Below are 19,871 nucleotides of genomic sequence, written 5' to 3' on the forward strand. Positions count from 1 at the left end.
CTCAGGCGCCCTTCGCGATCTGGATGAAACGGTCGATCTCCGCCTCGGGCAGGGACCAGTCGCAGACGAAACGCGCCATGAGAGGCTCATCGCCGTCGCCCGACACCTCGCCCTTCAGGTAATAGCGCGCACCGGCCTCGTGCAGGCGGCGGTGCACTGCGCGGGGCAGGGCGGCAAACAGGATGTTGGCCTGCGGCTCCTGCAGGAACTCCGCGCCCAGATCGCGCAGACCGGCAGACAGCCGCGCCATGTTGGCATTGGCCATCCGCGCCATCTGCAGCCACAGCCCGTCCTTCAGGTAGGCCTGCATCTGTGCCGACAGGTAGCGGTGCTTGGAGAAGAGATGCGCGCCGCGCTTGCGCCGCAGCTCGAATTCCCAGGCCAGCTCGGGATCGAAGAAGATCACCGCCTCGACCCCCATGCAGCCGTTCTTGGTGCCGCCGAAGGACAGGGCGTCGACACCGGCGCGCCAGGTCATCTCGGCCGGGGTGCAGTTCATCGCGGCCAGGGCATTGGCGAAGCGGGCGCCGTCCATGTGGGTCTTCTGACCGGCCCGCGCGGCGATTTCCGTCAGGGTGCGGATCTCCTCGACGGAGTAGATCCGGCCCTTCTCGGTCGCCTGGGTGATGGTCAGGGGCCCGGGCTGGGCATTGTGCACCGACACCCGGGGGCTGTCGCCCATGGCATGGGCCAGTGTGCGGGGGTCGATCTTGTCGCCCACGCCCACGGCGCGCAGCCGGGCGGCGCCCATGTAGAACTCGGGCGCGTTGCACTCGTCCTCGTTCACATGCGCCACGGGGGAGCAGAAGACCTGCTGGAACGGCTCGGTCATCGTGGCCAGCGCCAGCGAATTCGCGGCGGTGCCGGTGGCAACCAGGTAGACGGCGGCCTCGGGCGCCTCAAAGAGGTCGCGCAGCGTCTGACGCACCTCGTCCATGATCTCGTCATTGCCGTAAGGCATTGCGAAACCTTCATTTGCACGAACCACGGCCTCCAGGATGGAGGGATGCGCGGGGCCCGCGTTGTCAGATGCGAAATACATCAGAGCGGCTCCTCTATGATGTGATCCTCCCATTCGTCGTCCGACACCTCGAACTCCGGCACGGTGATCCCCTGGACCGAGACGCCGGCGCGGTGCACGCTTTCGGGGTCGCCGGTGATCAGTGGATGCCACTCGTGCAGCGGCTCCCCCTCGTGCAGCAGCTTGTAGGCACAGGTCTGCGGCATCCAGTAGAGGTGACTTTCCAGGTTGGACGGGCGCAGCGTGATGCATTCCGGCACGAACTGGTGCCGGATCTCGTACTGCGAACACAGGCAGCTTTCGCCGTCCAGCAGGCGGCAGGCGACGCGGGTCAGCGCGACCTCGCCCGTCTCCTCGTCCTCCAGCTTGTTCAGGCAGCACTTGCCGCAGCCGTCGCAAAGCGCTTCCCACTCGCGCTGCGTCATCTTCTTCAGCGGCACGGTTTCCCAGTAGCGCGGGCGCAGGCCGCTGCGGTCGATCGCCTCGGTCATAGGCTCTCCAGGATCTCGCGGGCGCGGGCGCAATCCTCGTCCATCTTGTCGATCAGCGCCTGCAGCCCGTCGAACTTCAGCTCGGGGCGCAGGAACTCCACCAGCGCGACGGAGAGGTCGCAGCCGTAAAGATCGCCGCGGAAGTCGAAGAGGAAGCTTTCCAGGTTCGGTTCCTCGCCGTCGAACATCGGGCGCAGGCCCAGGTTGGCGGCGCCGTGGTACTTGCCCTTGTGCGGGCCCTCCAGCACGTCCACCAGCACGGCATAGACGCCGAAGCGCGGGCGGTGCAGCCCGGTCAGCGCCATGTTGGCGGTGGGGAAGCCCAGGTCGCGCCCGCGCTGGTCGCCACGGATCACGACGCCCTCGATGCGGTGCCAGTGACCCAGCATGGCCGCGGCATCCCTCGGGCGGCCCTCGGCCAGGGCCAGGCGGATCTCAGTAGAGGAAATCTCGCGATTGTCGGTTTCAATAAGCTGCGCAACGGAGACGCCGAAACCGTGAATTTCTCCGAATTTTTTCAGATCCTCAACATTTCCGGCACGTTTGGCGCCAAAGTGGAAATCCGCGCCGACGACGACGTGGCGCAGACCCAGGCCCTTCACGATCACCCGCTCGACGAAATCGGCGGGGGTCAGCGAAGACAGCCCATGGTTGAAGTTCAGTTCGTAAAGCACGTCAACGCCCAGCTTTTCCAGACGGTGCGCCTTGGCGGCGGCATTGGTCAGGCGGAAGGGCGGTGCATCGGGGGCAAAGACCTGTCGCGGATGCGGTTCGAAGGTCATGACACCCAGGGGGGCGCCCAGGCGTTCGGCCTCGGCGCGGGCGATGTCGATCACCGCCTGGTGGCCCAGGTGGACCCCGTCGAAATTGCCGATGGCGGCGACGGCGCCACGGTCGGCATCAGAGGTGAACTGGTAATCGCGGACGGTTCTCATGGGCCCTGCCTTGGTCATGGAAGATGCCCTATCCCCCTTGCCGGGGGGAGGCAAGGGGCGCGGATCACCGCGCCCCCGGCCGTCGTCTTACATTTCGGGGTAAAGCGGGAAGTTCGCGCAAAGCGCCTCGACTTCCGCCTTCACCTTGGCCTCGACCTCGGCGTTGCCCTCTTCACCATTGGCGGCCAGCCCGTCGACCACTTCGACGATCCAGTCGGCGATCTGGCGGAACTCGGCTTCCTTGAAGCCGCGGGTGGTGCCGGCCGGTGCGCCCAGGCGGATGCCCGAGGTCACGAAGGGCTTTTCGGGGTCGAAGGGCACGCCGTTCTTGTTGCAGGTGATGTTGGCGCGGCCCAGGGCGGCCTCGGCGGCCTTGCCGGTCACGCTCTTGGGGCGCAGGTCGGCCAGGCACAGGTGGTTGTCGGTGCCGCCGGAGACGATGTTGATCCCGCCCTTCATCAGCTGGTCGGCCATGGCCTGGGCGTTCTTCACGACCTGTGCGGCGTAGTCCTTGAACGAGGGATCCAGCGCTTCACCGAAGGCCACGGCCTTGCCGGCGATGACATGCATCAGCGGGCCACCCTGCAGGCCGGGGAAGACGGCGGAGTTGATCTTCTTGGCGATATCGGCGTCGTTGGTCAGGACCATGCCGCCACGGGGCCCGCGCAGGGACTTGTGGGTGGTGGTGGTGACCACGTCGGCGATGCCGATGGGGGAGGGGTGCACGCCGCCGGCCACCAGGCCCGCGATATGGGCCATGTCGACCATCAGGTAGGCGCCGACCTCATCCGCGATGTCGCGGAAGGCCTGCCAGTCCCAGATGCGGGAATAGGCGGTGCCGCCGGCGACGATCAGCTTGGGCTTGTGGGCCAGGGCCTTCTCGCGGATGTCTTCCATGTCGAGCAGCTCGTCCTGCTGGCGCACGCCGTAGGACACGACGTTGAACCATTTGCCCGACATGTTGACGGGGGAACCGTGGGTCAGGTGACCGCCGGAGTTCAGGTCGAGACCCATGAAGGTGTCACCGGGCTTCAGCAGGGCCAGGAAGACGGCCTGGTTCATCTGGCTGCCGGAGTTGGGCTGCACGTTGGCGTATTCGCAACCGAACAGCTCCTTCGCGCGGTCGATCGCCAGTTGCTCGGCGATGTCGACGTACTGGCAGCCGCCGTAGTAGCGCTTGCCCGGGTAGCCTTCGGCGTACTTGTTGGTCATGACCGAACCCTGCGCCTGCAGGACCGCCAGCGAGACGATGTTCTCGGATGCGATCAGTTCGATCTCGTTGCGCTGGCGACCCAGTTCCTTGGTGATCGCGCCGAAGATCTCGGGGTCGCGGTCGGAAAGGGTCTGGGTGAAAAAGCCGGTGTCGGTCATGGCGTCACTCCTGAAGGCTGCGATTGGCCGCTTCCTACAGGCTTGCGCAGGGGCAAGGAAGGGGACAAATCGGCGTTTTCCGGCGGAAAAGCGGCAGGGCTGGTGCCCACACGTCATTTGTGATTGTTTCGGACCCGAATGAGGGCTTTCGGAAACCGGCGTGCCGGCCAGCCCCGCGCGGCATATTGCGGAAGAGATGGGCAGGATGGCACTCAAGATCGCCTTCACCGCCAGCCGGAGCCAGACGGCACAGGCGGCACGTAAATCCCTGACGGCGCGGTACGGATCCGTGCCCGAACCCCAGGCCGATGTCATCGTGGCCCTGGGCGGGGACGGTTTCATGCTGGCCACCCTGCACCGGACCCAGGCCCTGGCGGCGCCGGTCTACGGCATGAACCGCGGCACCGTCGGCTTCGTGATGAACGAGTTTTCCGAAGACGGTCTGATCGAACGCCTCGAAGGCGCCGAGGAAGCGGTGATCAACCCGCTGCACATGCGCGCGACGCGTGCCGACGGGAAGACCCAGGAAGCGCTGGCCATCAACGAGGTCTCTCTGCTGCGCGCCGGTCCCCAGGCGGCCAAGCTCAGGATCTCCGTCGATGGCCGGGTGCGGATGGATGAACTGATCTGCGACGGCGCGCTGGTCTCCACTCCGGCGGGCTCCACCGCCTACAACTATTCCGCCCACGGGCCGATCCTGCCCATCGGGTCGGATGTGCTGGCCCTGACGGCCATCGCCCCCTTCCGCCCCCGCCGCTGGCGCGGTGCGCTGCTGCCCAAGGAGGCGACGATCCGCTTCGACGTGCTGGAGCCGGAGAAGCGCCCGATCATGGCCGATGCCGACAGCCGCCGCTCGGTCGCCAATGTCCTCTCGGTCGAGGTGCGCTCCGAACCCGGGGTTGCCCACCGGATCCTCTTCGATCCGGGCCACGGCCTGGAAGAGCGGCTGATCCGGGAACAGTTCGTATGACCCCCGAACTGCGCCCGCTGCGCATAGGCGATCTCGGCTGGATCGTCTCCGCGCAAAGCCGGCTCTATGCCGATGAATACGGCTGGGGGCCGGAGTTCGAGGCCGCCCTGCTGCGCGTCATGCTGGCCTTCGCCACCAGCGAGGATCCCGACAAGGCCGGCTGGATCGCAGAGGCGGGCGGCCAGCCCCTGGGCGCGGCGCTGCTCATCCGGCGGGAGGGCACCACGGCTCAGCTGCGCGCCGTCCACGTCGAAAAGGCGGCGCGGGGGCAGGGCATCGGCGGCATGCTCCTCGATGCGGTGCTGGCCCAGGCCCGCGCGCGCGGCTTCACCCGCATGGTGCTGGAAACCAAGGATGTGCTGAAGCCCGCCCATGCGCTCTACCGCTCTCGCGGGTTCGCCCTGGTGGCGCAAGCCCCGCAGGAACGCTTCGGCCAGGCCATGCACGAACAGACCTGGGCACGCGACCTCTGATCCGCCCCGCGCCGATCTGCAGCGCGCCACGCCCTTTCGCCGAAACCTGCCGGTCCGTGCTCAGGTCCCATCCAGGCCCGGGATCTGCCGGAACTTCTCCGCCCTCTGCCGGGTTGTATGGTCAACGGGTGCAAAGGCATCCACTCACCAAGGCTGAAAGGAGAGATCCGATGAACTGGGATCGTATCGAAGGCAACTGGAAGCAGATCAAGGGCGAGGCCATCACGCAGTGGGGCAAGCTCACCAATGACGACGTGGACCAGATCAACGGCCACCGCGAACAGCTGGTCGGCCTGATCCAGGAACGCTACGGCATCGCCAAGGACGAGGCCGAGGCACAGGTCAAGGAATTCGAACGCAAGCACTGATCAGTGCGACGGATCTGAAAAGGGGCGGCTCCGACGGGGCCGCCCTTTTCGTTGCCTCTTTAACCGCGCCCCGCGTCGCAGTCTGGGTTGACGCAACTTCCCTGTCGCAAGGGGCGCGGGGGCCGGGGCAGGGGGGCTTTGCCCCCCGTCTCCTCCGGAGCCTCCCCCAGGATATTTTTGGCCAAAAAATAGCAGGAAGGGGGCGCGTCTTGCCTGCCTCCCGCTCCGCCGTCGGGCGCTGCGCTGATCCGCGACCTGATCTCTCAGGGGGCGTCCGCCTGGCGCCGACGCCCGTCCATTTTCTGGTCGCAAATATCCCCGCCGGAGGCAGCGGCGCGTCTCCTCCCTTGCGGAGGGGACGTGCCGCCACCTGTCACGCGGTCTGCTTTTCCGGCGCGTAGCCGATGGTCTTCAGCGCGGTGCGGATCTCGTCAAGGATCGCCTCGTCGTCGATCGTGGCGGGCATCTTGAAGGGCTCGCCATCGGCGATCTTCACCATGGTCGCTCGCAGGATCTTGCCCGAACGTGTCTTGGGCAGCCTGTCGACCACCACCGCCTTCTTGAAAGCGGCAACGGGGCCGATCTGGTCGCGCACCATGGCCACGCATTCCCTGACGATCTCCGCATGTTCCCGGTTCACGCCCGTGGAAAGGCACAGGAAGCCCAGCGGCGTCTGCCCTTTCAGCGGGTCGCTGGCGCCGATCACCGCGCATTCCGCCACGTCCGGGTGGGAGGCCAGGATCTCTTCCATCGCGCCGGTCGACAGCCGGTGGCCCGCCACGTTGATCACGTCATCGGTGCGCGCCATGATATAGAGGTAACCATCCTCGTCGATCATGCCGGCATCGCCGGTCTCGTAGTAGCCCGGGAAGGTGGTCAGGTAGCTCTTCTTGAAGCGCGCCTCGGCGTTCCACAGCGTCGGCAGGGTGCCCGGCGGCAGCGGCAGCTTGATCGCGATCGCGCCCAGCTCCCCGGGGGGGACGGGGTTGCCGCCCTCGTCCAGCACCTGCACGTCGTAACCCGGCATCGGCACCGAAGGGCTGCCCAGCTTCACGGGCAGTTCCTCGATCCCCAGCGGGTTGGCGGCGATGGCCCAGCCGGTTTCGGTCTGCCACCAGTGGTCGATCACCGGCACGCCGAAGTGCTTCTGCGCCCACTGGATCGTGTCCGGATCCGCGCGTTCGCCCGCCAGGTAGATCGCCTGCAGCTCATGCGCCTTGTAGCGGCGGATCCATTCGCCGTCCGGATCCTCGCGCTTGATGGCGCGCAGGGCGGTGGGGGCGGTGAAGAAGCTCTTGATCCGCTGGTTCTGGATGATGCGCCAGAAGACGCCGGGGTGGGGGGTGCCCACCGGCTTGCCCTCGAAGACCACCGTGGTGGCCCCCGCGATCAGCGGCCCGTAGCAGATGTAGCTGTGCCCCACGACCCAGCCCACGTCGGAGGCGGCCCAGAAGCGGTCCCCGGCCTCGATGTTGTAGATGTTCTTCATCGACCAGTTCAGCGCCACCAGGTGGCCGCCGGTGTGGCGCACCACGCCCTTGGGCTGGCCGGTGGTGCCGGAGGTGTAAAGGATGTAAGCCGGGTGGTTGCCCTCGACCGGCACGCATTCCGCGGGCTTCACGCCGTACTGGAAGCCGTGCCAGCTGAAATCGCGGCCCTCGATCAGCTTCGCCACTTCCTGCTCCCGCTGGAAGATGACGCAGAACTCCGGCTTGTGGGTGGCGACCTCGATCGCCTCGTCCAGCAGGGGCTTGTAATGGACCACCCGGTTCGGCTCCAGCCCGCAGGAGGCGGCGATGATCGCCTTGGGCGTGCAGTCGTCGATCCGCACCGCCAGCTCATGCGCCGCGAAGCCGCCGAAGACGACCGAATGCACCGCGCCCAGCCGCGCGCAGGCCAGCATGGCTTCCAGCGCCTCGGGGATCATCGGCATGTAGATGATGACCCGGTCGCCCTTCTCCACCCCCCGCATGCGCAGCGCCCCGGCCAGGCTGGCGACGCGCCGCTGCAGCTCGCTGTAGGTGATGCCCTTGGTGGCATGGGTGATCGGGCTTTCGTGCTGGATGGCGATCTGGTCGCCGCGGCCCGCCTCCACGTGCCGGTCCACCGCGTTCCAGCAGGTGTTGACCATGCCGTCCGCGTACCATTCGCCCGCCGGACCCTGGTCGGCGAAACAAGCCTTGCTCGGCTGTTCCGTCCAGTCGATCCCCCCGGCTGCCTCCATCCAGAATGTCTCCGGATCCGCCTTCCAGGCGGCATAGACCTCCCTGTAGGTCATGAGCCTCCTCCTCCTTCAGCCCTGTTGCCGTCAGGTTAGAAGAGGTCTTTCCGTTCCGGCAAGCGGCGAAGCGCTGCCTGCGTCAACTTGGTATGCAAAATTTGCAGTCCGGCCATGTTAGCGATTGCAAAGTTTTGCAAAGTCGCTGTTTCTATGCAGGAATCGGCAAAAAGAAAGGGAGTTTGCAAAGTCTGCAAACTCCCTTCTGCAAATCTCGCTCCGCCCGGTGCCGGGCGAAGGGCGACTCAGCCGTAGTGCGCCACGGGCGTGCCGGCGATGGCGGCCATGTTCAGCAGGCCCCGCGCGGTGATCGAGGGGCTGACGATATGGGCGCAGTTGCCCATGCCCATCAGGATCGGCCCGACCTCAAGCGCATTGCCCTTCATCTTCAGGATGTTGCGCACGCCGGATGCCGCATCCGCCTGGCCGAAGACCAGCACGTTGGCATTGCCGGGCAGGCGCGAGCCGGGGAAGATGTGTTCCCGCAGGTTGGCATCCAGGGCCGTGTCGATGTTCATCTCGCCCTCGTAGGCGAAATCGCGCGGTTTCGAATCCAGGATCTCCAGCGCGCCGCGCAGGCGGCGGGCGGTTTCCGTGTCCTGGTTGCCGAACTGCGACCGGCCGCACAGCGCGATCTTCGGCGTCAGGCCGAAACGCTTCACGTGGCGGGCGGCGCCGATCACGGCCTGGGCGATCTCTTCCGCGTTGGGCTCGTTCCAGACATGGGTGTCGGCCAGGAACAGCGGCCCGTCTTCCAGGATCATCAGCGACAGGGCGCCGTGCGGCTCCCGGTCGGGACGGCCCAGGATCTGCTGGATGTAGTTCAGGTGCCAGCGGTATTCGCCGAAGGTGCCGCAGATCATGCTGTCGGCCTCGCCGCGATGCACCATGACCGCCGCGATGGCGGTGGTGTTGGTGCGCATGATCGCCTTGGCCAGATCCGGGGTCACGCCACGGCGGGCCATGATCTTGTGATAGGTCTGCCAGTAGTCGCGATAGCGCGGGTCGTCCTGCGGGTTGACCACGTGGAAGCTCTCGCCCGGGCGGATCGTCAGGCCGGCGCGTTCGCAGCGGGCCGCGATCACCTCGGGACGGCCGATCAGGATCGGCTGCTCCGGGGTTTCCTCCAGGATGGCCTGGGCCGCGCGCAGCACCCGTTCATCTTCCCCGTCGGAGAAGACGATGCGCCGCGCCGCAGTTGCCGCCGCTTCGAAGACCGGGCGCATCAGCATGGCCGACTTGAAGACCGATCCGTTCAGCTTGGCCTTGTAGGCGGCCATGTCGTCGATCGGGCGGGTGGCGACGCCCGATTCCATCGCGGCCTTGGCCACGGCGGTGGACACCACGCCCGACAGGCGCGGGTCGAAGGGCTTGGGGATCAGGTAGTCGACACCGAAGGTCAGCTTCTCTCCCTGGTAGGCGGCGGCGGCCTCTGCGCTGGTGGTGGCGCGGGCCAGGGCCGCGATCCCCTCGATGCAGGCGATCTGCATCTCGTCGTTGATCTCCGTCGCGCCGACGTCCAACGCGCCCCGGAAGATGAAGGGGAAGCAGAGCACGTTGTTGACCTGGTTCGGGAAATCCGACCGGCCGGTGGCGATGATCGCATCGGGGGCGACCTGGCGCACGTCGTCGGGCATGATCTCCGGCGTGGGGTTGGCCAGGGCAAAGATGATCGGCTGCGCCGACATCTTCTTCACCATCTCGGGCTTCAGGACGCCCGGGCCCGACAGGCCAAGGAACATGTCCGCGCCCTCGATCACCTCGTCCAGGGTCCGCAGGTCGGTGTCCTGGGCATAGGCCGCCTTCTGCGGGTTCATGTCCTCGTTCCGGCCCTCGTGGACCAGCCCGTGAATGTCGCAAAGCCAGACGTTTTCGCGCTTCACGCCCAGTTTCAGCAGCATGTTCAGGCAGGCGATGCCCGCAGCCCCGCCGCCGGTGGACACGATCTTGATGTCCTCGAACTTCTTCTTCGCCACGCGCAGGGCGTTGGTGGCGGCAGCCCCCACGACGATGGCCGTGCCGTGCTGGTCATCGTGGAAGACGGGGATGTTCATCCGCTCGCGGCAGATCTTCTCGACGATGAAGCAGTCGGGCGCCTTGATGTCTTCAAGGTTGATCGCGCCGAAGGTCGGCTCCAGCGCGCAGACGATATCGGCCAGCTTTTCCGGATCGCTCTCGTTCACTTCGATGTCGAAACAGTCGATGCCGGCGAATTTCTTGAAGAGGACGGCCTTGCCCTCCATCACCGGCTTGGAGGCCAGCGCGCCGATATTGCCCAGGCCCAGCACGGCGGTGCCGTTCGACACCACGGCCACCAGGTTCCCGCGCGAGGTATAGCGCGAGGCGTTGACGGCATCTTCCTTGATCTCCAGGCAGGCCTCGGCCACGCCCGGGGAATAGGCCAGCGACAGGTCGCGGCCATTGGCCAGCGGCTTGGTCGCGCGGACCTCCAGCTTACCGGGCTTGGGGAACTCGTGATATCCCAGCGCCGCGTTGCGGAAGCTGGACTTGTCGGTACTGGACCCTGTTTCGGACATGCTTCGCCTCTCTCCACAAAGTAGTTTGGCGTTAAACTATCTTGGTCGCGGGGGAAAGCCCCGCCTTGAAAAACAGATCCTCCCGGCGGAAATCCAGAACGTTGTTCCCCCGATCCGCGTGGCCTGCGGGCCGCCTGTTTCGCGCCCGCCGGGGCGTCGCGGCCCGGGGCTGGCGGGCTGCTCCGTCGCGTCCCCCCTTGCCAATGGCCGCCCGCCCCGAAAGACTGCGCCAAATTCCGGGCGGAATCCGGCCCCCGCGCCGTTTTCGCGCCCCAGCATATCACGGAGATGACAATGGATCTGCACAAGGCAGCGACCGAGGCCTACGAGAAGGCCTATGCCCCCTATTCCAAGTTCAAGGTTGGCGCCGCGATCCGCACCACCTCCGGGGCGGTCTTCCAGGGGGTGAACGTCGAAAACGTCGCCTATCCCGAAGGCACCTGTGCAGAGGCCGGCGCCATCGCCGCCATGGTCCTGGGCGGAGAGACCGAGATCGCCGAGGTCGCGGTGATCGCCGATGCCACCGCCCCCGTGCCGCCCTGCGGCGGCTGCCGCCAGAAACTGTCGGAATTCGGCAACCCCGACGTGAAGGTCGCCATGTACACCCTGTCGGGAGAGAAACTGGTGATGACCCTGGCGGAACTGCTGCCGGGCAAGTTCACCAAGGACCACATGAAAGACTGACCCATGGATGCGCGTGCAATCATCGCGAAGCTGAGGGACGGAACGCCCCCCGGCCGGGAAGAGCTGTCCTGGTTCGCCAACGGCCTGGCCTCCGGCACCGTGTCGGATGCCCAGGCAGGGGCCTTTGCCATGGCTGCCCTGCTCAATGGCCTGGGGGAGGAGGGGCGCGTGGCCCTGACGCTGGCCATGCGCGACTCGGGCGACGTGCTGCGCTGGGATCTGCCCGGCCCCGTCCTCGACAAGCATTCGACCGGCGGGGTGGGGGACAGTGTCTCCCTCGTGCTGGCACCTCTCCTGGCGGCTGCGGGCGCCTATGTGCCCATGATCTCGGGCCGTGGGCTGGGCCATACCGGCGGCACGCTGGACAAGATGGAGGCGATCCCCGGCGTCGTCACCCAGCAGTCCGAAGCGGACTTTCGCCGCATCGTCACCGATTGCGGCTGCGCCATCGTTTCCGCCACCGGCGACATCGCCCCGGCGGACAAGCGGCTCTATGCCGTGCGGGATGTGACCGGCACGGTCGAAAGCATCGACCTGATCACCGCCTCGATCCTGTCCAAGAAACTGGCCGCCGGGCTTCAGGGCCTCGTGCTTGACGTCAAATGCGGCTCCGGCGCCTTCATGAAGACGCTCGAGGAGGCCCGCGCGCTGGCGCAGGCGCTGGTGTCGACGGCCAATGGCGCGGGCTGCCCGACCACGGCGCTGATCACCGACAATTTCCAACCCCTCATCCCCTCCCTCGGCAATGCGCTCGAAGTGGCCGAAGCGGTGGAGGTGCTGACCGAACGCCCCGAGGGCGCGCTGGCCGATCTTTCCATCGCGCTGGGCGCCGAACTGCTGGTGCAGGCGGGGATGGAGGCCACGCTCGACGCCGCCGCGACCCGGCTTGCGGGGCTTCTCGCCTCGGGGGCTGCCGCTGAACGCTTCGGCCGCATGGTGGCGGCGCAGGGCGGGCCCACGGATTTCCTCGAAAACTGGGAAACCATCCTGCCGCCCGCCGGGGATGCCATCGCCCATGTCGCCAACCGCGACGCCGTGGTCACGGCCATCGACGCCGAGTGCTTCGGTCGCGCCGTCGTGGCGCTGGGCGGCGGGCGGCGGGTGGAAACCGATGTGATCGACCCCGCCGTGGGCATCACCAACATCATCGCGGTGGGCGAATCCGTGCAGGAGGACGACATGCTCTTCGCCCTCCACTTCAACGACCCCGGGAAGGAGAGGGAGGCGGCCGATCTGCTGCGCGACGCCATCTCCTATTCCCACGACTACGGCCACCAGGGCGACCTCTCGGGCACGCCACGCCCCGAAGTGCCGCCGCTGATCCTGGAAAGGGTGACGGCATGACCCGCGCCTTCCTCGTGGTGATGGATTCGGTGGGCATCGGCGGCGCGCCCGATGCGGATCGCTTCTTCAACGGCACCACGCCCGACACCGGCGCCAATACCGTCGGCCATATCGCCGAAGCCTGCGCCGCCGGCCGGGCGGAGGAGGGGCGCAGCGGCCCCCTGCACCTGCCAAACCTCTCTGCGCTGGGCCTCGGCGCCGCGCTGACCCGCGCCTCGGGCCTCTCCGCACCCGCGCTGAACACCCCCGTCACCGGCCACTGGGCCGCCGCGGCAGAGGTCTCCCCGGGCAAGGATACGCCTTCGGGCCACTGGGAACTGACCGGCGTGCCGGTGCCCTGGGACTGGCACTACTTCCCCGAAGCCACGCCCGCCTTTCCCGATGCCCTGGTGGCAAAGGTCTGCGAGCTGGCGGGCGTCGATGCCATCCTCGGCAACTGCCACGCCTCCGGCACCGCGATCATCGCGGAACTGGGGGAGGCGCACATGCGCACGGGCCAACCCATCTGCTACACCTCCGCCGACAGCGTCCTCCAGATCGCCGCGCATGAGGGGACCTTCGGCCTCGACCGGCTGCTGAAGCTCTGCGAGGACATCGCCCCCATGCTCCACGCCATGAAGGTCGGCCGCGTCATCGCGCGCCCCTTCGTGGGGGAGCCGGGCAGCTTCACCCGAACCGGTAACCGCCACGACTACGCCATCGCCCTGCCGGAACCCGGCCTCTGCGACTGGGCGCAGGCCGTGGGCCGCGCCGTGCATGCGGTGGGCAAGATCGGCGACATCTTCTCGATGCAGGGGATCGACGACGTGGTGAAGGGCTCCGATGCGCAGCTGATGGACCACCTCGACCGGCTGGTGGAGGAGGCCGAGGACGGCTCTCTCACCTTCGCCAATTTCGTCGAATTCGACAGCCTCTATGGACATCGCCGCGATATTTCGGGATATGCCCGCGCGCTGGAATGGTTCGATGCGCGTATCGGTGCCGTGATCGCGGCCCTGCGTCCCGGCGACCTGCTGCTGATCACCGCCGACCACGGCAACGATCCCAGCTGGACCGGATCGGACCACACCCGCGAAAGGGTGCCGGTGCTGATCGCGGGCCTTCCCGGCGCGGGGGAGCTGACCCCCGCGCTCTGCCAGTTCACCGATGTGGCCGCCACCGTGGCCGCACATCTATCCATCGCGGCCCAGGGACCGGGCCAGCCCTTGGCCCTCGGGCCTGATCGGAGCCTGACATGACCGAAGAAGGACAGGATTTCGCCGCCTTCCCCAAGCTGGAACTGCACCTGCACCACGAAGGGGCGGCGCCGCCCGCCTTCATCCGCGGCATCGCGGCTGAAAAGAAGGTCGATATCTCCAAGGTCTTCGACGAGGCGGGCAACTACGCCTACGACGACTTCTGGCACTTCCTGCAGGTCTACGAGGCCGCCACCTCGGTCCTGAAGACACCCGAAGACTACGCCCGCCTGACCACCGCCGTGCTGGAAGAAAGCGCCGCTTCGGGCGTGATCTACACCGAAACATTCCTCTCGCCCGATTTCTGCGGCGGCCGTGATCTCGGCGCATGGAAGGAATACCTCCACGCCATCCAGGAAGCGGCGGCGAAGGCCGAACGCGACATGGGGATCGTCACCCGGGGCATCATCACCTGCATCCGCCACTTCGGCCCCGAAAAGGCCAAGGAAACCGCCCTCTGCGCCGCCGAAACCCTGGGCGATTTCATCACCGGCTTCGGCATCGCGGGGGATGAAAAGGCCGGCAAGCCCGGCGATTTCGCTTACAGCTTCGACATGGCGCGCGAGGCGGGCCTTGCCCTCACCGCCCATGCCGGGGAATGGGGCGGGCCGCAGTCCATCAAGGACGCGCTGAACGATCTGAGGGTCACCCGCATCGGCCACGGCGTCCGCGCGATCGAGGATCTCGAACTGGTGGACCGCATCGCCGAAGAGGGCATCGTGCTCGAAGTATGCCCCGGTTCCAACGTCACCCTCGGCCTTTACCCGAACGTGCAATGCCACCCGATCGAGATGCTGCGCGAACGCGGCGTCAAGGTGACCGTCTCCACCGATGACCCGCCCTTCTTCCATTCCACCATGGCGAAGGAGTATGAAGACCTGAACCGCGCCTTCGGCTGGGACGAAGAGGTCTTCGGCCAGATCGCCCGAACCGCGCTCGACGCCGCCTTCTGCGACGCCGCCACCAAAGAGAAACTCGCCAAACGCCTGGAGGCTTCCGAATGACCGACCAAGAGCACCTGACAGTCGTCACTCACCCGCTGGTGCAGCACAAGCTGACCCTGATGCGGGAGGTCGAGACCTCCACCGCGAAGTTCCGTCAGCTCCTGCGCGAAATCTCCCAGCTGCTGGCCTACGAGGTGACGCGCAACCTCGAAATGACCACCAAGACGATCAACACGCCGCTGCAGGAAATGGATGCGCCGGTGCTGGACGGCAAGAAGCTGGCGCTGATCTCGATCCTGCGGGCGGGCAACGGCCTGCTCGACGGCATTCTCGAACTGGTGTCCGCCGCCCGTGTAGGCTTCGTCGGGCTCTACCGCGATGAAGAGACGCTGCAGCCGGTGCAATACTACTTCAAGGTGCCCGAGAACCTGGATGACCGCCTTGTGATCGCCGTCGATCCGATGCTGGCCACCGGCAATTCCTCCGTCGCGGCCATCGACCTGCTGAAGAAGGCCGGCGCCACCAACATCCGTTTCCTCTGCCTGCTGGCCGCCCCCGAAGGCGTCGCCCGCATGAAGGAAGCGCACCCCGATGTGCCCATCGTTACCGCCTCTCTCGACAGCCACCTGAACGAGAGCGGCTATATCGTGCCGGGTCTAGGGGATGCGGGCGACCGGATGTTCGGCACAAAATAAGCCGTCCCGGCTTTACTCCGCAGGGCTTCTGCGGCAGAGTCGAGGGATGACGTGCTGGGGGGCATGATGACTCTGCCAAGAAGACCCGTTGCGGTTGCTTTCTCTGTTTCCAGGCTCGCGCGTGGGCTGTGTTCCGGTCTTGGTTCTGGCCTTGGTTCCGGTCTCGCGCTGGGCCTTGTTGCCGGGCTCACCCTGGTGCCGGTGACGGCCCAGGCGCAAAGCCTCAGGCGCAGCGGCGGCCCGGCCGAAGTGCCGCCTGCTTCCTACACCGGCCTGCAATATGTCGACAGCAAGGGCTGCGTCTACATCCGTGCCGGTGTCGACGGCGCGGTGACCTGGGTGCCCCGGGTCACCCGTGACCGCAAGCAGGTCTGCGGGTTCAAGCCGACCCAGGTGGCCGGTGCCACCACGCCTGCCGCGAAACCCGCCGCCGCCGCGCCGGTGACGATCACCGCGGCCCAGCCCGAAAACCAGCCTGACAGCAGCGCGTCCACGGCCACCGTGGCCACGGCCGCCACCGCGACGACCACGGCCCGCACCACGACAACCGCCCGCACCACGACCACGGCAAAACCCGCCGCGCGGACGGTGCGCTACGCCGCCGTGCCCGCGCCCGAAGCCACGCCGGTCATTCCCGCGGCCGCGGCCCCGGTGGCGCCCGCCCGCATGGCGGAACCGGCCCGCCCGGTCACCACGGCCTGCCCGAACCTCTCGCCCGTGGCGCAGCAGTACATCCGCCCCGGTCGCTACCCGATTTCCTGCGGGCCCACCGGCACCGCGCCCTCGGTCCAGACCGAAAGCTACACCCGCCCGGTGCCGGGGCAGGTGGTCAAACCCGGCCAGGTGCCCGCCACCACCCGTGTCGTGCCCAAACATGTCTATGAACAGCGCTACGCCGCCGATGCCGGGGCGCAGCCGGTGCCCGAAGGCTATGAGCCCGCCTTCACCGATGGCCGCCTGAACCCGCACCGCGCCGAAGGCACCTTCGAAGGCCTGGCCGCGATGGAGCTGGTCTGGACCCGCACCGTGCCCCGCCGCCTGGTGGAAAAGAAGACCGGGCGGGATGTCACGGCGCAATTCCCCTGGATCCAGCCGGGCCAGACCGGCGTCTTTCGCGCGCCCGTGATCTCCAGCCAGTCGCGCACCCCGGCTGCCACGCCGCCCGCAGCTGCCGCCTCGGCACCGCTTGCGGCCTCGATGCGCAGCCCTGCCGCGCCGAGGGCCACCGCGACGGCCGCCGCGCCCTACCGTTTCGTCCAGGTCGGCACCTTCGGCCAGCCGGGCAATGCCCAGGGTGCTGCCGCCCGGCTGCAGGCCCGGGGCTATCCGGCGCGCATCAGCGCCAGCGGCCGCTACCAGGTCGTCCTGCTGGGGCCCTTCGCCTCCGAAGCGGACATGGCCCACGCCCTCTCCGCCGCCCGCGCCGCAGGCTTCGACGACGCCTTCCCGCGCAACTGATCGCGCGCATCTGCCAGGATCCATCCGGCAGGCCACTGAAATACGAAACGGCAGGCCCCCGGGGCCTGCCGTTTCTCTTTCCCGAGGCTCAGATACAGACGCCCTGATGATGGGGCCGATCCCGCCGCCTGCCGCGCCCGCCTCAGCCGCCGCAGATCGACTGCAGCCGCAGCCAGTCGCTGTCCCGCATCACCGGTTCCGGCGCGCCGGAGGGGTAGGGGTCGCCCTCCACCAGGCCCAGCACGCTCTCCCCGGTGATGTCGCGGGCAAAGGCATAGGGGCGGGACTGGATCCCGGCGGCGCGGAACCCTTCCAGCAGGGTCTCCGTCGAAAGCTCCGACAGCGGGTCGCGGCCGCCGCTCACCAGCTCGCGGGCATAGTCCTTCAGATCTTCTTCCGACAGGTCGCCGGTGGTCAGCAGGCGCAGCACGCCGCCGATCCCCGCACTGTCCAGCAGGTGGCGCATCGGGGCCAGATCGCGGGCGCGCAGCGCCTCGGCCACCACGTAGCCCGCCACGATCTCCGGATCCTCGTGATCCTCCACCACGCCCCGCGACAGCAGGATCAGCGGCCCGGGCAGGCTCATGCTGTCCTGCAGCTCCACCGGAAGCACCATGATCTGCGGCGGTTCCTGCCCCTCGGGCGTCACGCGTGCCGACATCAGCGCCAGCGCCTCTGTCCCGCCGGGGCCGGTGCAGGGGCTGCCCGTCAGGGCCTGGACCTCGGAAAACAGCTGCCGCCCGATCTCCTCCCGCTTGACCTCCGGCAGGACGCTCAGCGCATGGGTCTTCAGCGCCCCGGGCAGCCAGAACAGCCCAAGCGCCAGCGCGCCCGCGGCAAAGCTGCCGATCAGGCCCAGCCGCAGCCGCCCGCGCTGCGGACGCCGCCGCGCCACCGCCAGGCGCAGCTTTTCCAGCGCGTCCAGCATGTCGGTCTCGTCCTCGGCGATCTCCAGGGTTTCCTGGGGGTCGCCGTCGGGGTGGTAGATGGCCGGAAATTCGCCCGGGTTGGCGCGGGTCAGCGCCGCGATGGACCAATGGGTCAGCGGGCGGTCCTGCAGGTCCGATATCGTCACCGTGGCATCGCCGATGGACAGGATCACGTCCCGCCGCTGGCCCTCTGCGGTCTCGCGCCACAGGGCCCCGGCTTCCAGCCGCTGGTACTTCTCCAATGCCGTCATGGGCCTGTGCTTCCGGACTGCTCTCGGGCCTTGCTTGGGGCGCCACGGGGCCCGGCCTCTGCTTCGCCGCGACGTTAGCACGAGGGGCGGAAGGGCCGCAATTGCATGCGCGTGCCCCGGTCCCTTTCCGTGCCTGTTTCCCATGGCTGTTCCCCGTTCCGGTTCCGGCCCCTGCCGCCACCCCTCAATCCCCTTCCGTCAGCGGCGACAGGGCGTTAGCCTCGCGCCATGATCCTTTCGCGCGGTCGCCGCTACATCTTCATCCATGTGCCCAAGACCGGCGGCACCTCCATGGCCCTGGCCCTGGAAAGCCGCGCCATGGCCGATGACATCATGCTGGGCGACACCCCCAAGGCGCGCCGCCGCCGCCACCGGGTGAAGGGCATCCAGACCCGCGGCCGGCTGTGGAAACACTCCCGCCTCTGCGATCTGGAGGGCCTCGTGACCCCGGATGAGGTGGAGGATTTCTTCATTTTCACCCTGGTCCGGAACCCCGTGGACCGGGTCGCAAGCTACTATCTCTGGTTGCAGCGGCAGCAGTTCGACCACCCCGCCGTCCACCACGCCCGCAGGTTGAGCTTCAGTGATTTCATACGTGCACCGATGATCTCGGAGAGCTTCCGGAAGGCGCCCTATGGCAGCTATGTGACCGAATCATCTGGCCGTGAGAAATGCAGCAAATTCATACGTCTGGATAAAGTTGACGTCGACTCTGACGCACTGTGGCGTCATCTCGGTTTTCGTCTGACGCTGCCGTGCGTCAACACTACGGACGCGTCTGTCAAGAACGAACTTGTATACCGTGATGAGGACCGGAAATTCATCGCGGAAATCTGTGCCGAAGACATGGAACGTTTTAACTATGACACATTTTGCAGCGGAAATGAGGGGCTTTCTCCTCGATACTGAAACAAATTGCCCTCAAAGAACCCATTGTCTTTGCAAAACGTTCAGTGCCGTTTTTCCGCCGCAATCCGTCCCCAGACCCGTCGTAGTTGTAAGTCCCTATAAAGAGCATACGAGCCGCTCAAGCGGCCGGCGACATCGGGAAACGACAGAATGTTTGAGATCAAAGCACGGCGCGACGCGCTGAGGAGATCGGAGGAAGCCGAGGGCTTCGGCGATCTCGCCGGGGACGGGAGGCTCGCTCAGGAGTCCGCGCTTTCCGGCATCGTAGCTGGAACACGGGTGGCCACGGCCGTCGGTTGGCGCAACGTCGAGGACCTGCGTGAGGGAGACGCGGTCCTGACGTTCGACAACGGGCTGCGCACGCTCGCGGGTATCCGCCGCAAATCGCTCTGGGAAGGCAACGGGGCATGCCCCAGCCGGTACCAGCCCCTGCACGTGCCGCGCGGCGCCATCGGCAACCGCGAGGAAATGCTGCTGCTGCCCCGTCAGGGCGTGCTGGTCGAAAGCGACATCGCGGAAGAGGAACTGGGCGATCCCTTCGTCCTGGTCCGGGCCGAGGCGCTTGACGGTGTCTGCGGGATCGCCCGCCGCCGCCCGATCTTCGCGCCCGACGTCTTCGTGCTGGAATTCGACGAGGATCAGGTGATCTTCGCCTCCTCCGGGGCGCTCTGCGTCTGCCCCGCGGCCGGCGACATGCTCTCCCGCCTCTTCACCCGGAACGCGGAACCGACCAGCGATTACACCATCCTCAGCCAGGACACCCACCGCGATCTGATCGAGAAGATCACCTGGGAACTGGAAGAGAAATGGGCCTTCGCCCTGGCGCGCTCCAACGGCCAGCGCAGCGGCACCGAACGCAGCAGCGCCCGTCGCCAGGAACTGCGCCCGGTTCGCTGAACCCAGCCTCTCCGCGGCGCCACCCCTCCCGGGGCGCGCCGCGATGAAACAGCTCGGGACAGCCCGCCTTGCGGGAGGTCC

At 67.2% G+C, this 19,871-nt stretch carries 18 protein-coding genes; 11 read left to right on the forward strand and 7 right to left on the reverse strand.

Annotated features, from left to right (window positions below):
- Position 1: 1 nt before the first annotated feature.
- From AC2IR1_RS06770 to glyA, 4 genes are all read right to left on the reverse strand, one after another.
- The gene (locus AC2IR1_RS06770) at positions 2-1,042 is read right to left on the reverse strand and encodes a threonine aldolase family protein (protein WP_486475524.1); all 1,041 of its coding nucleotides are present in this window, start codon (positions 1,040-1,042) and stop codon (positions 2-4) included.
- A complete protein-coding gene (locus AC2IR1_RS06775) occupies positions 1,042-1,512 on the reverse strand; it encodes a YcgN family cysteine cluster protein (protein WP_486475525.1) in 471 nt (156 codons plus the stop codon). Before AC2IR1_RS06775 ends, AC2IR1_RS06770 begins: the two co-directional genes overlap by 1 nt.
- The gene (locus AC2IR1_RS06780) at positions 1,509-2,447 is read right to left on the reverse strand and encodes a bifunctional riboflavin kinase/FAD synthetase (RefSeq protein WP_486475526.1); all 939 of its coding nucleotides are present in this window, start codon (positions 2,445-2,447) and stop codon (positions 1,509-1,511) included. The genes AC2IR1_RS06775 and AC2IR1_RS06780 overlap by 4 nt, the downstream gene beginning before the upstream one ends.
- Before the next feature lie 87 nt (positions 2,448-2,534).
- A complete protein-coding gene (glyA, locus tag AC2IR1_RS06785) occupies positions 2,535-3,818 on the reverse strand; it encodes a serine hydroxymethyltransferase (RefSeq protein ID WP_486475527.1) in 1,284 nt (427 codons plus the stop codon).
- Between the two features lie 196 nt (positions 3,819-4,014).
- On the opposite strand from glyA, the gene AC2IR1_RS06790 reads away from it, so the two are divergent.
- The 3 genes from AC2IR1_RS06790 to AC2IR1_RS06800 all read left to right on the forward strand — a co-directional run bounded on the left by AC2IR1_RS06790 (position 4,015) and on the right by AC2IR1_RS06800 (position 5,629).
- Positions 4,015-4,788 carry an NAD kinase gene (locus AC2IR1_RS06790; protein ID WP_486476377.1) on the forward strand — a complete coding sequence of 258 codons (774 nt, stop codon included), beginning with the start codon at positions 4,015-4,017 and terminating at the stop codon, positions 4,786-4,788.
- On the forward strand, positions 4,785-5,261 hold the full coding sequence (locus AC2IR1_RS06795) for a GNAT family N-acetyltransferase (RefSeq protein ID WP_486475528.1): 477 nt from the start codon (positions 4,785-4,787) through the stop codon (positions 5,259-5,261). The genes AC2IR1_RS06790 and AC2IR1_RS06795 overlap by 4 nt, the downstream gene beginning before the upstream one ends.
- Positions 5,262-5,431: 170 nt before the next feature.
- Positions 5,432-5,629: a CsbD family protein gene (locus tag AC2IR1_RS06800; RefSeq protein WP_486475529.1), complete on the forward strand. Its 198-nt coding sequence runs from the start codon at positions 5,432-5,434 to the stop codon at positions 5,627-5,629.
- 373 nt (positions 5,630-6,002) lie between these two features.
- Here the strand turns inward: AC2IR1_RS06800 and AC2IR1_RS06805 are convergent, their stop codons facing one another.
- Both AC2IR1_RS06805 and AC2IR1_RS06810 read right to left on the reverse strand, forming a co-directional pair.
- On the reverse strand, positions 6,003-7,907 hold the full coding sequence (locus AC2IR1_RS06805) for a propionyl-CoA synthetase (protein ID WP_486475530.1): 1,905 nt from the start codon (positions 7,905-7,907) through the stop codon (positions 6,003-6,005).
- 245 nt (positions 7,908-8,152) lie between these two features.
- The gene (locus tag AC2IR1_RS06810) at positions 8,153-10,444 is read right to left on the reverse strand and encodes an NADP-dependent malic enzyme (RefSeq protein WP_486475531.1); all 2,292 of its coding nucleotides are present in this window, start codon (positions 10,442-10,444) and stop codon (positions 8,153-8,155) included.
- Positions 10,445-10,738: 294 nt separating this feature from the next.
- Between AC2IR1_RS06810 and AC2IR1_RS06815 the strand changes: the two genes are divergently transcribed.
- The 6 genes from AC2IR1_RS06815 to AC2IR1_RS06840 all read left to right on the forward strand — a co-directional run bounded on the left by AC2IR1_RS06815 (position 10,739) and on the right by AC2IR1_RS06840 (position 16,804).
- Positions 10,739-11,128, forward strand: coding sequence for a cytidine deaminase (locus tag AC2IR1_RS06815; RefSeq protein ID WP_486475532.1), 390 nt, complete (start codon positions 10,739-10,741; stop codon positions 11,126-11,128).
- A 3-nt stretch (positions 11,129-11,131) separates the two neighbouring features.
- Entirely contained in the window at positions 11,132-12,472 is a 1,341-nt protein-coding gene (locus AC2IR1_RS06820; RefSeq protein ID WP_486475533.1) for a thymidine phosphorylase, read from the forward strand.
- Positions 12,469-13,710, forward strand: coding sequence for a phosphopentomutase (locus AC2IR1_RS06825; protein ID WP_486475534.1), 1,242 nt, complete (start codon positions 12,469-12,471; stop codon positions 13,708-13,710). Before AC2IR1_RS06820 ends, AC2IR1_RS06825 begins: the two co-directional genes overlap by 4 nt.
- The gene (locus AC2IR1_RS06830; RefSeq protein ID WP_486475535.1) at positions 13,707-14,711 is read left to right on the forward strand and encodes an adenosine deaminase; all 1,005 of its coding nucleotides are present in this window, start codon (positions 13,707-13,709) and stop codon (positions 14,709-14,711) included. Before AC2IR1_RS06825 ends, AC2IR1_RS06830 begins: the two co-directional genes overlap by 4 nt.
- A complete protein-coding gene (gene upp, locus AC2IR1_RS06835; protein ID WP_486475536.1) occupies positions 14,708-15,346 on the forward strand; it encodes a uracil phosphoribosyltransferase in 639 nt (212 codons plus the stop codon). The genes AC2IR1_RS06830 and upp overlap by 4 nt, the downstream gene beginning before the upstream one ends.
- Before the next feature lie 66 nt (positions 15,347-15,412).
- Positions 15,413-16,804, forward strand: a complete 1,392-nt coding sequence (locus AC2IR1_RS06840) for an SPOR domain-containing protein (protein ID WP_486475537.1) — start codon at positions 15,413-15,415, stop codon at positions 16,802-16,804.
- 142 nt (positions 16,805-16,946) lie between these two features.
- Here the strand turns inward: AC2IR1_RS06840 and AC2IR1_RS06845 are convergent, their stop codons facing one another.
- The gene (locus tag AC2IR1_RS06845; RefSeq protein ID WP_486475538.1) at positions 16,947-17,984 is read right to left on the reverse strand and encodes a hypothetical protein; all 1,038 of its coding nucleotides are present in this window, start codon (positions 17,982-17,984) and stop codon (positions 16,947-16,949) included.
- Between the two features lie 228 nt (positions 17,985-18,212).
- Between AC2IR1_RS06845 and AC2IR1_RS06850 the strand changes: the two genes are divergently transcribed.
- Together AC2IR1_RS06850 and AC2IR1_RS06855 are read left to right on the forward strand one after the other, a co-directional pair.
- Positions 18,213-18,893 carry a sulfotransferase family 2 domain-containing protein gene (locus AC2IR1_RS06850; RefSeq protein ID WP_486475539.1) on the forward strand — a complete coding sequence of 227 codons (681 nt, stop codon included), beginning with the start codon at positions 18,213-18,215 and terminating at the stop codon, positions 18,891-18,893.
- Between the two features lie 150 nt (positions 18,894-19,043).
- Positions 19,044-19,790 carry a Hint domain-containing protein gene (locus AC2IR1_RS06855; RefSeq protein WP_486475540.1) on the forward strand — a complete coding sequence of 249 codons (747 nt, stop codon included), beginning with the start codon at positions 19,044-19,046 and terminating at the stop codon, positions 19,788-19,790.
- Positions 19,791-19,871 lie beyond the last annotated feature (81 nt).

This window comes from Pseudooceanicola sp. NS-SX8 (genome assembly GCF_057380755.1).

Bases quoted from the DNA above. Each gene is read 5' to 3' on its own strand.
- AC2IR1_RS06770 (WP_486475524.1), bottom strand. From the start codon at position 1,042: ATGTATTTCGCATCTGACAACGCGGGCCCCGCGCATCCCTCCATCCTG.
- AC2IR1_RS06775 (WP_486475525.1), bottom strand. From the start codon at position 1,512: ATGACCGAGGCGATCGACCGCAGCGGCCTGCGCCCGCGCTACTGGGAA.
- AC2IR1_RS06780 (WP_486475526.1), bottom strand. From the start codon at position 2,447: ATGAGAACCGTCCGCGATTACCAGTTCACCTCTGATGCCGACCGTGGC.
- glyA (WP_486475527.1), bottom strand. From the start codon at position 3,818: ATGACCGACACCGGCTTTTTCACCCAGACCCTTTCCGACCGCGACCCC.
- AC2IR1_RS06790 (WP_486476377.1), top strand. From the start codon at position 4,015: ATGGGCAGGATGGCACTCAAGATCGCCTTCACCGCCAGCCGGAGCCAG.
- AC2IR1_RS06795 (WP_486475528.1), top strand. From the start codon at position 4,785: ATGACCCCCGAACTGCGCCCGCTGCGCATAGGCGATCTCGGCTGGATC.
- AC2IR1_RS06800 (WP_486475529.1), top strand. From the start codon at position 5,432: ATGAACTGGGATCGTATCGAAGGCAACTGGAAGCAGATCAAGGGCGAG.
- AC2IR1_RS06805 (WP_486475530.1), bottom strand. From the start codon at position 7,907: ATGACCTACAGGGAGGTCTATGCCGCCTGGAAGGCGGATCCGGAGACA.
- AC2IR1_RS06810 (WP_486475531.1), bottom strand. From the start codon at position 10,444: ATGTCCGAAACAGGGTCCAGTACCGACAAGTCCAGCTTCCGCAACGCG.
- AC2IR1_RS06815 (WP_486475532.1), top strand. From the start codon at position 10,739: ATGGATCTGCACAAGGCAGCGACCGAGGCCTACGAGAAGGCCTATGCC.
- AC2IR1_RS06820 (WP_486475533.1), top strand. From the start codon at position 11,132: ATGGATGCGCGTGCAATCATCGCGAAGCTGAGGGACGGAACGCCCCCC.
- AC2IR1_RS06825 (WP_486475534.1), top strand. From the start codon at position 12,469: ATGACCCGCGCCTTCCTCGTGGTGATGGATTCGGTGGGCATCGGCGGC.
- AC2IR1_RS06830 (WP_486475535.1), top strand. From the start codon at position 13,707: ATGACCGAAGAAGGACAGGATTTCGCCGCCTTCCCCAAGCTGGAACTG.
- upp (WP_486475536.1), top strand. From the start codon at position 14,708: ATGACCGACCAAGAGCACCTGACAGTCGTCACTCACCCGCTGGTGCAG.
- AC2IR1_RS06840 (WP_486475537.1), top strand. From the start codon at position 15,413: ATGACTCTGCCAAGAAGACCCGTTGCGGTTGCTTTCTCTGTTTCCAGG.
- AC2IR1_RS06845 (WP_486475538.1), bottom strand. From the start codon at position 17,984: ATGACGGCATTGGAGAAGTACCAGCGGCTGGAAGCCGGGGCCCTGTGG.
- AC2IR1_RS06850 (WP_486475539.1), top strand. From the start codon at position 18,213: ATGATCCTTTCGCGCGGTCGCCGCTACATCTTCATCCATGTGCCCAAG.
- AC2IR1_RS06855 (WP_486475540.1), top strand. From the start codon at position 19,044: ATGTTTGAGATCAAAGCACGGCGCGACGCGCTGAGGAGATCGGAGGAA.